This window comes from Paracoccus sp. UBA889 (genome assembly GCA_002294185.1).
Lineage (GTDB): Bacteria > Pseudomonadota > Alphaproteobacteria > Rhodobacterales > Rhodobacteraceae > Paracoccus.
In genome coordinates this window covers 1-12,913 of sequence record DBFD01000045.1, presented here as the reverse complement: position 1 = coordinate 12,913, position 12,913 = coordinate 1, and the positions used below count along the sequence as shown (strand labels likewise).

Genomic DNA, 12,913 nt, shown 5'->3' with positions numbered 1-12,913 from the left:
GTGGTCCGGGCCACAGGCAACAACCTGCAGGATGTCACGGCGGAATTCCCGCTGGGCAAGTTCGTCTGTGTCTCGGGGGTCTCGGGCGGCGGAAAATCGACCCTGACGATCGAGACCTTGTTCAAGACCGCCAGCCTGCGCCTGAACGGGGCGCGCCAGACCCCGGCCCCCTGCGAGACGATCAAGGGGCTGGAACATCTGGACAAGGTCATCGACATCGACCAGCGCCCGATCGGCCGCACGCCCCGGTCGAACCCGGCCACCTATACCGGCGCCTTCACGCCCATCCGCGACTGGTTCGCCGGGCTGCCCGAATCCAAGGCCCGCGGCTACAAGCCCGGGCGCTTCAGCTTCAACGTCAAGGGCGGCCGCTGCGAGGCCTGTCAGGGCGACGGCGTCATCAAGATCGAGATGCATTTCCTGCCCGATGTCTATGTCGAATGCGAGACCTGCAAGGGCAAGCGATACAATCGCGAGACGCTTGAAATTCAGTTCAAGGGCAAAAGCATAGCCGACGTTCTTGATATGACGGTTGAAGATGCGCAGACCTTCTTTGCTGCCGTTCCGTCGATCCGCGAAAAGATGGATGCATTGATGCAGGTGGGCCTTGGCTACATCAAGGTCGGCCAGCAGGCGACCACCCTGTCGGGGGGCGAGGCGCAGCGGGTCAAGCTGTCCAAGGAATTGTCGCGGCGTTCGACCGGGCGGACGCTTTATATCCTCGACGAGCCGACCACCGGCCTGCATTTCGAAGATGTGCGCAAGCTGCTGGAAGTGCTGCACGAACTGGTCGATCAGGGCAACACGGTGATCGTGATCGAGCATAACCTCGACGTGATCAAGACCGCCGACTGGATCATCGATATCGGCCCCGAAGGCGGCGATGGCGGCGGCCGGATCGTGGCGACCGGAACGCCCGAGGAGGTCGCCCGCATCGCGGACAGTCATACCGGCCACTACCTTGCCCCGATGCTGGAACCCGCCCGCATCCGCGCCGCTGAATGAGCCCGGTCGCATGGCAGAGGATCGAGGGCGCGGGCATCTTTGCCGCTGCCGTGGCGCTGGCCGGAATGACGCAATCGGGCTGGCCGCTCTGGCTCTGGCCGCTGGTTCTGCTGGCGCCGGATCTGTCCATGATAGGCTATCTGGCCGGGGCGCGGGTCGGGGCCGCGATCTATAACGCCGCGCATCTTTATGCCAACGGGCTGATCCTTGCGCTGCTGGGCCTGCTGACCGGGCAGACCGGGCTGATCGCGGCGGGTGCTGTCTGGATGGCGCATGTCGGGATCGACCGTGCGCTTGGCTATGGCTTGAAGTCGGTCACGCGCTTTCAGGACACCCATCTGGGCCTGATCGGGCGGAACGACGACGATGGGCGATAGGCCGCATCCCGTCCGCAAGTTTTCTGCCGAAAATCCGAAATACCCCCTTGCGCCTGCCGGCGCTCTTCCGTAAATCACCGCTCACCGAAGGGGATATACCTTCGACATGGATGCGGGCGTAGCTCAGGGGTAGAGCATAACCTTGCCAAGGTTAGGGTCGTGAGTTCGAATCTCATCGCCCGCTCCAGTTTCTAGACATCATCGCGTGGGATCAGCCTGTGGTGGCACTGGCCATCGCGGCCTTTCACAGGCGAAACCGCACAGGTGGCCGTCGGTTGATGGTTCATGACTGCCCGGCCAATCCTGACATCTCGCCCTTCTTCCGCAAGATGTCCGGCCCAGCCAGAGCGCGGCTGCCCGCGCCCTGCCCGACCAGACCGAACCGACAGCCCGACCGGCGCTAGCCGTCCACCCTGATCCGCGCGTTGGACGGATCATGGGGGCTGTCCTCGGTCACCTCGGCATCCCACAATTCGCGGAACATGCGGACCTTCAGCCTTGTTCCCGCCCGCGCCAGATCGGGGCGGACATAGCCCATGGCGATCGATTTTCCGAAGGCCACCGAATACCCGCCCGAGGTCAGTCGCCCCACCTTTCCGCCTTCCAGGAACAAGGCCTCGCGGCCCCAGGGATCGGCATCCTCGGGTCCGTCGATCAGCAGCGTCACGCAGGTGCTGCGGATACCCTGGGCCTGCATCGCGGCCTTGCCCCTGAAATCCTTGGACAGATCGACGAAACGGTCCAGCCCCGCCTCCAGCGGGGTCGCGTCTCGGCCCAGTTCCGTGCCGAAGGCGCGATAGGATTTCTCTTGCCGCAGCCAGTTCTGCGCCCGTGCGCCGACCAACCTCATTCCCGACGGCTCGCCGGCCTCGATCAGCCGGTCGAACAGGTGGTTCTGCATCTCGATCGGGTGGTGGAGTTCCCAGCCCAACTCGCCCGTATAGGCGACGCGGATCGCGTTGACCGGCACCATGCCCAGTTCGATCCGCCGCGCCGAAAGCCACGGAAACCGCTTGTTCGACAAGGCGGTTTCCGGCTGCGGATCACGGATCAGTCTTGACAGGATCTCGCGCGAGGCGGGACCGGCCAAGGCAAAGACGCCCCATTGCGTGGTGACGTCCTGAATGGCGACATGGGCGCCGCCTTGGGCCATGAAATCCCCGGCTGATTTCATCAGGTTGTCGCCGTCGTAATCGGCCCATGCGCCCGCCGAGACAAGGTAGTATTCGTCCTCGGCCAGCCGCACGATGGTATATTCGGTGCGCGTGGTGCCGGTTTCGGTCAACGCATAGGTCAGGTTGATCCGCCCGACCTTGGGCAGCCTGTTGGTGGTCAGCCAGTCGAGGAAGGCGGTCGCGCCCGGCCCCTTGACGATGTGCTTGGCGAATGCCGTCGCGTCGATCAGGCCGGCAGCGCCGCGCAGGGCCTCGGCCTCGGCCTTGGCATATTGCCACCAGCCGCCGCGCCGAAAGCTGCGGGAAGCATGGTCGTCGAAACCCGCCGGCGCATAATAGTTCGGCCGCTCCCAGCCGTTTACCTGCCCGAATTGCGCGCCCCGCGCCTTTTGCCGGTCATAAGCGGGCGCGGTGCGCAAGGGCCGGCAGGCTTCGCGTTCCTCATCGGGATGGTGCAGGATGAAGACGTGGGAATAGGCTTCCTCGTTCTTGCGCGTCCCGTATTCGGTGGTCATCCATGATCCGAACCGGCGCGGATCGAGGCTGGCCATGTCGATCTCGGCCTCGCCCCCGGTCATCATCTGCGTCAGATAATGCCCGACCCCGCCCGCCGCCGTGATGCCGAAGCTGAAGCCTTCGGCAAGCCACATGTTGCGCAGGCCCGGCGCCGGTCCGACCAGCGGGTTGCCGTCCGGGGTGTAACAGATGGGTCCGTTGAAATCGTCCTTCAGGCCGACCTCTTCCGAGGACGGGATGCGGTGGATCATCGACATGTATTCCTGTTCGATCCGTTCCAGATCCAGCGGGAACAGATCGGCACGGAAGCTGTCGGGAACCTCATACGGGAAGCGCGCCGGCGCACCTTCCTCGTAAGGGCCCAGGATCCAGCCGCCGCGTTCCTCGCGGACATACCACTTGGCGTCGGCATCGCGCAGCACCGGATGTTCGGGATTGCCGTCGGCCCGCCATTTCAGCAGCGCCGGATCGGGCTCGGTCACGATGAACTGGTGTTCGACGGGGATGGCGGGGATCCGGATGCCCAGCAGCCGCGCGGTCCGCTGCGCATGGTTGCCCGTCGCGGTGACCACATGTTCGGCCCGGATCTCGAACACCTCGCCCGAGGGAACGAGATTGCCGCCCCTCTCGGCCATCCTCTCGCAAGTGACGATCCATTCCGATCCGGTCCAGCGATAGCCCTGCACCTGCAGTTTGCGTTCGATCGCGCAGCCGGCCATGCGCGCGCCCTTGGCCATGGCCTGGGTCACGTCGGCGGGGTTGATATAGCCGTCGGTCGGGTGGAACAGCGCGCCCTTCAGATCCTCGGTCCGGACCAGGGGCCAGCGATCCCCGATCTGGGCGGGGGTCAGGAATTCATGCTCGATCCCGATCGTCTCGGCAGTGGCGGAATACAGCATGTATTCGTCCATCCGCGCGTCGGTCTGCGCCATGCGAAGGTTGCCGCAGCGGGTGAAGCCCGCGTTCAGCCCGGTCTCGGCCTCCAGCCCGGCATACAACCTGACAGAATAATCGTGGATATGGCTGGTCGCGTAACCCATGTTGAACAGCGGCAGCAGGCCCGCCGCATGCCATGTGGATCCGGCCGTCAATTCGTCACGCTCGACCAGCAGCGTATCCCAGCCCGCCCGCGCCAGATGCAGTGCGATGCCGCAGCCCACGGCGCCACCGCCCACCACCAGAACCTTCACATGCGACTTCATCGGGGCCGACTCCTTCCGGGTTTGGGCTTTCTTGCTCCGTATCTGTCACAGCCCCCGGCGCCCGGCCCCATCGCCCCGACCTTTGGCGGCAAAAAACGACATGCTGCATCGCAGCACTTGTGCGAAACCGGCGCTTTCCATTAGGTTGAACCCTGTGGCCGGGGGGCGATGGAGGGCACGGATGCAGATCTGCCGCAGCAAGCAGGCCATTCGCGATTGCGTCGCCGATTGGCGGGGCCAGGGCCAGCGCGTGGCGCTGGTGGCGACGATGGGCGCGCTGCATCAGGGTCATATGCGCTTGCTGGACCACGCCCGCGACTGGCTGGACGCGCGGGACGGCGGCCGCATCGTCGTCTCGATCTTCGTCAATCCGACGCAATTCGAACAGAAGGCGGATCTGGAGAAATATCCGCGCGACGAGGAAAACGACCTGCGGCTTCTGCGTGAAAACGGCTGCGACGCCGTGTTCATGCCCCCGGTCGAGGACATTTACCGCCCCGGCGCACAGACCTTCGTCGAGGTCAGCGGCCTGTCCAGGATGCTGATGGGGCGCCTGCGGCCCGGCCATTTCCGCGGCATGACGACGATCGTGACCAAGCTGTTCAACATCATCGGACCCGACGCCTCGGCTTTCGGGGAAAAGGACTACCAGCAACTGACCATCGTGCGGCAGATGGTGGCCGATCTGGACATGCCGGTCGAAATCCTGCCGGTGCCGACGGTTCGCGAGGCCGACGGCCTTGCCATGTCATCGCGCAACCGCCGTCTGACGACCCGGGATCGCGCCGCCGCCCCGGTGCTGTCGCGCGCGCTGGACCGGGCCCGGGCGATGGTGGCCGAGGGCACGACCCCGCCTGCCCTGCGCCGCGAGATCCGACGCATCCTGCGCGCCGAACCCCGCGCCGACATCCGATCCGTGGACATTCGCGACGCGGCCGACCTGTCCCGCATCGACCGGATCGAGCGGCCGGTTGTCATCCTGCTGGCGGTCCGCTTCGGCGAGGTTCTGCTGATCGACCAGCGCATTGCCCAACCCTGAGGAAACCCATGTCCGCGCAAGCCCCGATTCACCGCATCACCGCCCCGCAGATCGCTGCGCGCAAGGGCCAGGTGCCCATTGTCGCGCTGACCGCCTATACCGCGCCAATGGCAGCGCTGGTCGATGACCATGCCGAGGTGATCCTGGTCGGCGACAGTCTTGGCATGGTGATCCACGGCCTGCCCTCGACCATCGGCGTCACGGTCGAGATGATGATCCTGCACGGCCAGGCGGTGATGCGCGGATCACAGAAGGCGATGGTGGTGATCGACATGCCCTTCGGCAGCTACGAGGAAAGCCCCGAACAGGCCTTTCGCAACGCCGCGCGCATCATGGCCGACACGGGCGCCGGCGCAATCAAGCTGGAAGGCGGCGTGCGCATGGCGGAAACGATCCGCTTTCTCGGCGAACGCGGCATCCCGGTCATGGGTCATGTCGGCCTGACACCACAAGCCACGCTGACGATGGGCGGCTTCAAGACCCAGGGCCGCGACCCCACCACATGGCCCGTCCATGTCGAGGATGCCCGCGCCGTGGCTCAGGCCGGCGCCTTTTCGCTGGTCGTCGAGGGGGTGGTCGAGGGGCTGGCCGACCAGATTACCGAGGCCGTGGCCATTCCCACCATGGGCATCGGCGCCTCGGCCCGCTGCGACGGCCAGATTCTGGTCCTGGACGACATGCTGGGCCTGTCGGGCCGGGTGCCGCGTTTCGTGAGGACATTCGGCGATCTGGGCCCCCGCGCCTCGAACGCCATCGCCGCCTATGCCGATGCCGTGCGCGAACGCAGCTTTCCGGGGCCGGACCAGACCTATCGCTGATCCGTCCTTCCGCATCGCCGGATCGGCTGATCGTCCCATGCTTGCTCGGCCAAGGTCCGCGCCGCCATGCCTCAGCGCTCGTCGAAATCGGCGGCCCGCGCCAGCGGAGACAGCAGGAGCGGCAGAAGAAGCAGCCCCCCAAGGCCCAGATAGATCGCCGAAAAGCTCATCTTCTCGGCCAGATAACCGATGGATCCCGGTGCCAGAAGGATGCCGGAATAGCCGGTGATCGTGACCACGGACAGACCGACCCCCGGCGCCAGCCCGGGCAGATTGCCGGCGGCCGAGAACATGATCGGCACCAGATTGGCGATCCCCAGACCGGCGACGAAGAAGCCCAGGATCGCCAGCCCGGAATTCGGCGCCAGCCCCGCCATGCCAAGCCCCGCGATCGCCGCAAGCGCACTGATCCGCAGGGTGCTGACCGCCCCCAGTCGCTGCCGGATCGCGTCACCCGCGAAACGCATCGCGGCCATCGCCGCGGCACAGGCCGCAAAGCCCCAGCCCGCCAGCGCCAGCGACGCCCCCATTTCGCGCTGCAGATAGACCGCGGCCCAGTCGAGGATCGCCCCTTCGGGCACCATGCTGAACAGCGCCATGATCCCGATCACATAGGGCAAGGGCGAACGCGGCAGCCGCAGAGGCGTCTTCCGCGTCCCCTCCGCCGGCGCATCCCGAAGCAGCCGGCGCTGCGCGAAGACCAGCACCGCGATGAACACAAGCGTCGCCAGGACCGCATGCGCCGCCTCGCCCAGCCGCGCCAGCACGACACCGCCGATCCCGGCGCCAAGAACGCCCCCAAGGCTCCAGAAACCGTGACAGGACGACATGATCGCGCGGCGCCGCGCGCGTTCGACCGCGACGGCATTGGCATTCATTGCCACGTCCATGCCGCCCAGCGTGCCGCCGAACAGACCGACCGCCAGGGCAACCAGGGCAAGATTGGGCGCCAGCGTGATCAGGATCAGCGTGGGCGCGGCCAGCCAGCCCGCAAGGCCGACCGCCGCGGCCGAGCCGCGCCGCGCCACCATCGCCCCGAAGACCGGCATCACCAGCAACGAGCCAAGTCCCAGGCACAGCACGACCAGCCCGGCCAGCGCCTCGCCGATGCCCAGACGCGCCATCAGCGCCGGCAATTTCGGCGCCCACGAACCGATCATCAGCCCGTTGGCAAAGAACAGGACCGATACCGCCGCGCGCGGCGGGCTGAGACGCAGACGCATCGCAAACCTCTTCTTCGATGTCCAAATACCCCGGGGGAATCCCCGGCACGGGGATGGGGGCAGCGCCCCCTACAGCATCGACGGCACGACCAGATCCGGCGGCCTGTGCCCGTCGGCGAAGGTCTTGATGTTGATGATCACCTTCTCACCCATCTCGGCCCGTCCCTCGACCGTGGCGCTGCCCATATGCGGCAGCAGCACCACATTCGGCAATTCGCGCAGGCGCGGGTTGATCTCGTGGCCGTGTTCGAACACATCCAGCCCCGCGCCCGCGATTTCGCCCGCGCGCAGCATCCGTGTCAGCGCATTCTCGTCGATCACTTCGCCGCGCGAGGTGTTCACCACGACAGCCGAGGGTTTCATCAGCTTCAGCCGCCGCGCGTTCAACAGATGGAAGGTCGAGGGCGTGTGCGGCGCGTTGACCGAAACGATGTCCATCCGCGCCAGCATCTGATCCAGGCTTTCCCACCAGGTGGCGTGCAGATCGTCCTCGATCTCGGGGCGCAGGCGACGGCGATTGTGGTAATGGACCTGCATCCCGAAGACATTGGCCCGCCGCGCCACGGCCTGACCGATCCGGCCCATGCCCAGGATGCCCAGCCTGCGCCCGCCAACCCGGCCGCCCAGATGCGCGGTGGGCGCCCATCCGCCCCAGCGGCCTGCCTGCATCTCGGCCAGCCCCTCGGGAATGCGACGGGTGACGGCCAGGATCAGCGCCATCGCCATGTCGGCGGTATCCTCGGTCACGACGCCCGGCGTGTTGCTGACAAGCACACCGCGCTGGCGGGCCGACATCACGTCCAGATGATCGATTCCGGCGCCGTAATTCGCGATCAGCTTCAATCTTTCGCCCGCCTGGGCCAGCATGTTGGCGTCGATCTGATCGGTCACCGTCGGCACCAGGACGTCGCAATCCTTCATCAGCGCGACCAGTTCGTCCCGTCCCAGCTTGCGGTCGTCCTCGCGCAGCGCCACGTCGAACAATTCGGTCATGCGGGTTTCGACGGCTTCGGGCAGACGGCGGGTGACAGCCACGCGCATTCTGGGTCGCGAGGGGGACTGGCCTGGCATGATAACCTCACTTTCTCGAAACCGTGTCGGCGGCCGCACTTCCAAAGCCCGGCGGCTTTTGGCAAACTGCCCGCGTTGAGGGGAAGGCACAAGTCCCCCGACGGCGACAAGCGACGGGACGGACGAGGCCGCGGCGGAATGCGGACGGGCCGGTTCCCTTCCGTCGGAGGCAGGGACGACCGCTGCGGCGGGTCTGTCGGACAGGAACGGACGGGACATGATGAAATTTCAAGGGGGCAAGGGCGGCGCGGCGCTGGTGCTGGCGCTGGTGCTGGCGATCGCGGCGCCGACGATCGGTGGCGGCGCGGCCAGGGCCGAGCCACCCGTGCCGGCGGATCCGCAACCGGCGCAGATCCGGCGTCTGGCGGATGCCGGCATCGTCCGGTCTCAGGATGGCGACGAGGCCGCGACCGACCGGGGCCCCGTGACCAACCTGCCGCTGCCGCGCTATGTCAGCCTGAAGGGCAGCGAAGGCAACGCCCGCCGCGGCCCCAGCCTGTCGCACCGGATCGACTGGGTGTTTCGCCATGCCGGGATGCCGCTGCGCGTGGTGGCCGAATTCGGACATTGGCGCCGGGTCGAGGACAAGGACGGTGCGGGCGGATGGGTCCACTACGCCATGCTCTCCGGTGTCCGCACGGCGCTTGTGACCGAGGACATGGTCCAGCTGCGCAGCCGGCCCAACCCGGACGCCGATGTCGTCGCCCGCGCCGAGGTCGGGGCCATCCTGCGGCTGGGCGAGTGCAATCCGACCTGGTGCCGCATCTCGGGCGGCGGCCAGCGTGGCTGGGTGCCTAAATCGGCAATCTGGGGCGTCGATCCCGACGAGATCCGGGACTGAGCCGCGACCGGGCGGCCCCGTTCGGCCCCCGGACCGCCAGCGGGCGTCGTCGCGGCCGCCGCGGTCTTCGATGATCCGCAGATTGCCGTCATCCGCCTGCGGCCGCGCGGACCGCGCAGATTCTGCGGATCGCGGTCGCCGCAGAATCCCGGACGCGGGTGGCAGCGTCCGTCGATCAGCGGCAGCTGCGCGCCCTGTCTTCCTGCATGCAGCCCGCAGGGATCCGGACCGACAGGAACAACGCGCCATGCCTGATCATCTTCCGCGTCTCCCTGTTGCCGGACGACGCGCTCAGATCAGCCCGCGCCCCCGCAACAAAGCATCCACACCCGGCATCCGGTCCCTGAAATCCAGCCATAGCCGGTCGGCGGGGGCCGAGCCGCCCTTTGACAGGATGGTCCGTTCCAGTTTCCGGGCGGTGTGCCTGTCGAAGATGTCGCCCGCCTCCTGAAAGGCGGCAAAGGCATCGGCGTCCATCACCTCGGACCACAGGTAGCTGTAATAGCCGCTGGCATAGCTGTCGCCGGCGAAGACATGGGCGAAATGCGGCGTCGCATGGCGCATCGGGATGGCGTCCGGGGCCTGCAGCCCCGCCAGCAGTTCGGCCTGCCGCGCCATCACGTCGTCGGGCGGCGCGCCGCGATGGAAGGCCAGGTCGACCAGCGCGCTTTCCAGATATTCGGTGGTCGAGAAGCCGGCATCGGCCCTGTCCGCCGCCAGCAATCGGTCGCGCAGGCCGGCGGGCAAGGGTTCGCCCGTCTCGTGGTGGCGGGCATGGGCATCCAGCACCTCGGGCTGTTCCAGCCAGTGTTCGTAAAGCTGGCTGGGCAATTCGACGAAATCCTGCGCGACAGAAGTGCCCGAGATCGAGGGCCAAGTCACTTCCGACAGGATGTGATGGGTCGCATGGCCGAATTCGTGGAACAGGGTATGCGCGTCATCCCATGACAGGAAGGCGGGCGCGCCCGCTTCCTCGGGCGGCGTGAAGTTGCAGACATTGACGACGATGGCGCGCTGGCCCGACCCGATCCGATGCTGGACCTGCAAGGACGAACACCACGCCCCCGACCGCTTGCCCGGCCGCGCGAAATAGTCGCCCAGAAAGATCGCCATCAGCCGGCCCTCGCGCGTGACTTTCCATGCCCGCACATCGGCTGACCAGAGCGGCGCGTCGACCGGCTGAAATTCCAGCCCGAAGAGGCGCCCGGCCACGTCGAAGACGGCGCCCAGCATCGCCTCCAGCGTCAGATACGGGCCGACCGTCGCGGCATCGACATCGTGTTCCCGCCGGCGCCGCCTTTGTGCATAGAGCCGCCAGTCCCAGGGCTCCAGCGCGCCGTTCACGCCGTCGTCACGCAGCATCGCGGTCAGCGCGGCCTCGTCCTCGGCGGCGCGCGCGCGGGCCGCCCGCCAGACCTGTCCCAGCAGATCCTGAACCCTGTCGGGCGTGGTGGCCATTTCCGGCTGAAGCTTGAAGGTCGCGAAATCCTCGTAGCCCAGCAATCGCGCGCGCTCATGGCGCAGCGCCAGGATCTCGGCGGCCAGCGGCAGGTTGTCGGTCGCGGTCCCGCCTGCGCCCTGCCCCGATCCGCGCGCGGTCCAGGCCCGGAACGCCACTTCACGCAATGTGCGCTCCTCGGCATGTTCGAGAAACGGCACGATCAGCGAGCGGTTCAGCGTCACGACCTGCCCGGCCAGGCCGCGCTCTCTGGCTGCCGCGCGCATTGCCCGGACCAGCCAGTCCGGCAGACCGCCAAGGCCGTGATCGGGCACCGGCAGCACGTAGTCGCGTTCGTCGGCCAGCACATTCTGGGAAAAATCCGTCGTCAGCACCGCCATCCGCGCCCGGATCGCCGCCATCCGGTCGCGGTCCGCGCCCTGCAGCCCGGCACCAGACCGGGTCAGGTCGCGCAAGGCCAGTTCGGTGATGCGCCGGTCCTCGGGGGCCAGATCCTGCGCGCTCGCGGCCACGGTGCTGACCCGCGCATAGAGGCGCGGATCCATGCTGGTGCGGCTGTTATACGCGGCCAGACGCGGTGCGAAATCGCGTTGCAGCGCCTCTCGCGCGGGGTTCGAATCTGTCGAGGAAAGCGTGTAGAAGATGGACAGCAGCCGGTTCAGCCCATCTTCCGCCGTCTCCATCGCGGCGACGGTATTGGCGAAATCGGCGGGATCGGGATTGGCCGCGATCGCCTCCATCGCCGCGCTGGCGGCGGCCAGTTCGCGGTCGAAGGCCGGAGCGAAATCGGAATCCCCGATCAGGTCGAAACGCGGCAAGCCCTGGGGGCCTGTCCAGCGGGTCAGTTCGGGATTCATCGCGGACCTCCTGTGCTGGAGCGAACCCTAGGTCAGGGACCGCCGGACTTCCAGACCCGCGCCAGCCGGCCTATGCTGCCCTGCAACCCCAGGCAGGAGTCCGCCATGATCGCCGTCATCTTCGAGGTCGAACCCAGGGGCGATGCTGAACGCGCCGATTATCTGGACATCGCCGCCGCGATGCGATCGCTGGTCGAGGAGATCGACGGCTTCATCTCGGTCGAACGTTTCCAGAGCCTGACCAATCCGGGCAAGATGCTGTCGCTGTCATTCTTCCGCGACGAGGCGGCGATCGAGCAATGGCGCAAGCTTGCGCGGCATCGCGCCGCGCAAGAGGCCGGCAGACACAGGCTGTTCGCCGATTATCGGCTGCGGATCGCGCATGTGATCCGAGATTACGGCATGAACGCGCGCGACCAGGCGCCAGAGGACAGCCGGGCCGCGAACGGATAGGGGTCTGGCCGGGCCGCCGCGATTCCGGCGCCGGGACGGCCCGGATCGCACCGAAATCTCAGCGCGCATCCTTGCAGACCGGGCAATCCTTGCGGCGCGCCGTGCGGATCGTCCGGGTCTCGCCATGAAGTCCGTCGAAGATCAGCATCCGGCCGCGCAGCGCATCGCCCGCACCGGTGATGGCCTTGATCGCCTCCAGCGCCATCAGGCTGCCGATCACGCCGGGCAGCGCGCCGACCACGCCGGCCTCGGCGCAGGCGGGGGCAAGTCCGGGCGCGGGTGCTGCGGGGAAAAGGCAGGTCAGGCAGGGGCCGCCGCGCGCGGGATCGTAAAGCGTGACCTGGCCTTCCCATTGCGCGATGGCGCCCGAGACCAGCGGGATCCGCGCAGCGGTCGCGGCCCGGTTGATCGCCTCGCGCGCGGCGAAGCTGTCGGTGCCGTCGACGATCAGGTCATGGTCCGCGAAAAGGGTGGTGTCTTCTTGCGTGATGCGGCGCGGCAGCGGCGTGACGGCGACATGCGGGTTCAGTGCCGTCATGGCTGCGGCGGCGGCCTGCACCTTGCCCTGCCCGCGCTGATCGCTGCGAAAGATCACCTGGCGTTGCAGGTTCGACAGGCTGACGCGATCATCATCGGCCAGCGTGATCCGCCCCACGCCCGCGGCCGCGAGATAAAGACAGACCGGCGCGCCCAATCCGCCCGCACCGACGACCAGCACCCGCGCCGCACGCAGCCGCATCTGACCCGGCCCGCCGATCTCGCGCAGGACGATGTGGCGGGCATAGCGTTCAAGCTCGGCGTCGCCGATATCGTCGTCCGGGGCGGGGGCGTTCAAGGGGGCGGGGGCGTCCAAGGGGGCGGGGGCGTCCAAGGGGGC

At 67.3% G+C, this 12,913-nt stretch carries 10 protein-coding genes, 1 tRNA gene and 1 pseudogene; 7 read left to right on the top strand and 5 right to left on the bottom strand.

Going from position 1 to position 12,913, the window contains the following annotated elements; all coding sequences use genetic code 11:
* From B4L36_RS07890 to B4L36_RS07880, 3 genes and pseudogenes are all read left to right on the top strand, one after another.
* Positions 1–1,005 (top strand): annotated as a pseudogene (locus tag B4L36_RS07890) (excinuclease ABC subunit A); the annotation flags it as partial.
* A complete protein-coding gene (locus B4L36_RS07885; RefSeq protein WP_292954903.1) occupies positions 1,002–1,382 on the top strand; it encodes a DUF4260 family protein in 381 nt (126 codons plus the stop codon). The pseudogene B4L36_RS07890 and the gene B4L36_RS07885, both read left to right, overlap by 4 nt.
* Before the next feature lie 112 nt (positions 1,383–1,494).
* Positions 1,495–1,569, top strand: a tRNA-Gly gene (locus B4L36_RS07880).
* A 213-nt stretch (positions 1,570–1,782) separates the two neighbouring features.
* Here the strand turns inward: B4L36_RS07880 and B4L36_RS07875 are convergent.
* Positions 1,783–4,275, bottom strand: coding sequence for a GcvT family protein (locus B4L36_RS07875; RefSeq protein ID WP_292954900.1), 2,493 nt, complete (start codon positions 4,273–4,275; stop codon positions 1,783–1,785).
* Between the two features lie 181 nt (positions 4,276–4,456).
* Between B4L36_RS07875 and panC the strand changes: the two genes are divergently transcribed.
* Positions 4,457–5,314, top strand: a complete 858-nt coding sequence (panC, locus tag B4L36_RS07870; RefSeq protein ID WP_292954897.1) for a pantoate--beta-alanine ligase — start codon at positions 4,457–4,459, stop codon at positions 5,312–5,314.
* 8 nt (positions 5,315–5,322) lie between these two features.
* Positions 5,323–6,132, top strand: a complete 810-nt coding sequence (panB, locus tag B4L36_RS07865) for a 3-methyl-2-oxobutanoate hydroxymethyltransferase (RefSeq protein ID WP_292954894.1) — start codon at positions 5,323–5,325, stop codon at positions 6,130–6,132.
* Positions 6,133–6,203: 71 nt separating this feature from the next.
* Here the strand turns inward: panB and B4L36_RS07860 are convergent, their stop codons facing one another.
* Together B4L36_RS07860 and B4L36_RS07855 are read right to left on the bottom strand one after the other, a co-directional pair.
* Complete coding sequence (locus B4L36_RS07860; RefSeq protein WP_292954891.1) at positions 6,204–7,355, bottom strand: MFS transporter; 1,152 nt, start codon at positions 7,353–7,355, stop codon at positions 6,204–6,206.
* Between the two features lie 69 nt (positions 7,356–7,424).
* Positions 7,425–8,426 (bottom strand): 2-hydroxyacid dehydrogenase, encoded by a 1,002-nt coding sequence (locus B4L36_RS07855; RefSeq protein WP_292954888.1) that lies wholly within the window; start codon positions 8,424–8,426, stop codon positions 7,425–7,427.
* A 217-nt stretch (positions 8,427–8,643) separates the two neighbouring features.
* On the opposite strand from B4L36_RS07855, the gene B4L36_RS07850 reads away from it, so the two are divergent.
* Complete coding sequence (locus B4L36_RS07850) at positions 8,644–9,267, top strand: SH3 domain-containing protein (protein WP_292954885.1); 624 nt, start codon at positions 8,644–8,646, stop codon at positions 9,265–9,267.
* 291 nt (positions 9,268–9,558) lie between these two features.
* Here B4L36_RS07850 and B4L36_RS07845 read toward each other — a convergent pair whose 3' ends face one another.
* Entirely contained in the window at positions 9,559–11,583 is a 2,025-nt protein-coding gene (locus tag B4L36_RS07845) for a M3 family metallopeptidase (protein WP_292954882.1), read from the bottom strand.
* Between the two features lie 105 nt (positions 11,584–11,688).
* On the opposite strand from B4L36_RS07845, the gene B4L36_RS07840 reads away from it, so the two are divergent.
* Positions 11,689–12,036, top strand: coding sequence for an antibiotic biosynthesis monooxygenase family protein (locus tag B4L36_RS07840; protein ID WP_292954879.1), 348 nt, complete (start codon positions 11,689–11,691; stop codon positions 12,034–12,036).
* A 58-nt stretch (positions 12,037–12,094) separates the two neighbouring features.
* Here the strand turns inward: B4L36_RS07840 and B4L36_RS07835 are convergent.
* Positions 12,095–12,913: HesA/MoeB/ThiF family protein (locus B4L36_RS07835; RefSeq protein ID WP_292954876.1), on the bottom strand; the 819-nt coding region annotated here is incomplete at its 5' end.

Excerpts from the sequence above, each read along its gene's own strand:
- B4L36_RS07885 (WP_292954903.1), top strand. The coding sequence starts at position 1,002 with ATGAGCCCGGTCGCATGGCAGAGGATCGAGGGCGCGGGCATCTTTGCC.
- B4L36_RS07875 (WP_292954900.1), bottom strand. The coding sequence starts at position 4,275 with ATGAAGTCGCATGTGAAGGTTCTGGTGGTGGGCGGTGGCGCCGTGGGC.
- panC (WP_292954897.1), top strand. The coding sequence starts at position 4,457 with ATGCAGATCTGCCGCAGCAAGCAGGCCATTCGCGATTGCGTCGCCGAT.
- panB (WP_292954894.1), top strand. The coding sequence starts at position 5,323 with ATGTCCGCGCAAGCCCCGATTCACCGCATCACCGCCCCGCAGATCGCT.
- B4L36_RS07860 (WP_292954891.1), bottom strand. The coding sequence starts at position 7,355 with ATGCGTCTGCGTCTCAGCCCGCCGCGCGCGGCGGTATCGGTCCTGTTC.
- B4L36_RS07855 (WP_292954888.1), bottom strand. The coding sequence starts at position 8,426 with ATGCCAGGCCAGTCCCCCTCGCGACCCAGAATGCGCGTGGCTGTCACC.
- B4L36_RS07850 (WP_292954885.1), top strand. The coding sequence starts at position 8,644 with ATGATGAAATTTCAAGGGGGCAAGGGCGGCGCGGCGCTGGTGCTGGCG.
- B4L36_RS07845 (WP_292954882.1), bottom strand. The coding sequence starts at position 11,583 with ATGAATCCCGAACTGACCCGCTGGACAGGCCCCCAGGGCTTGCCGCGT.
- B4L36_RS07840 (WP_292954879.1), top strand. The coding sequence starts at position 11,689 with ATGATCGCCGTCATCTTCGAGGTCGAACCCAGGGGCGATGCTGAACGC.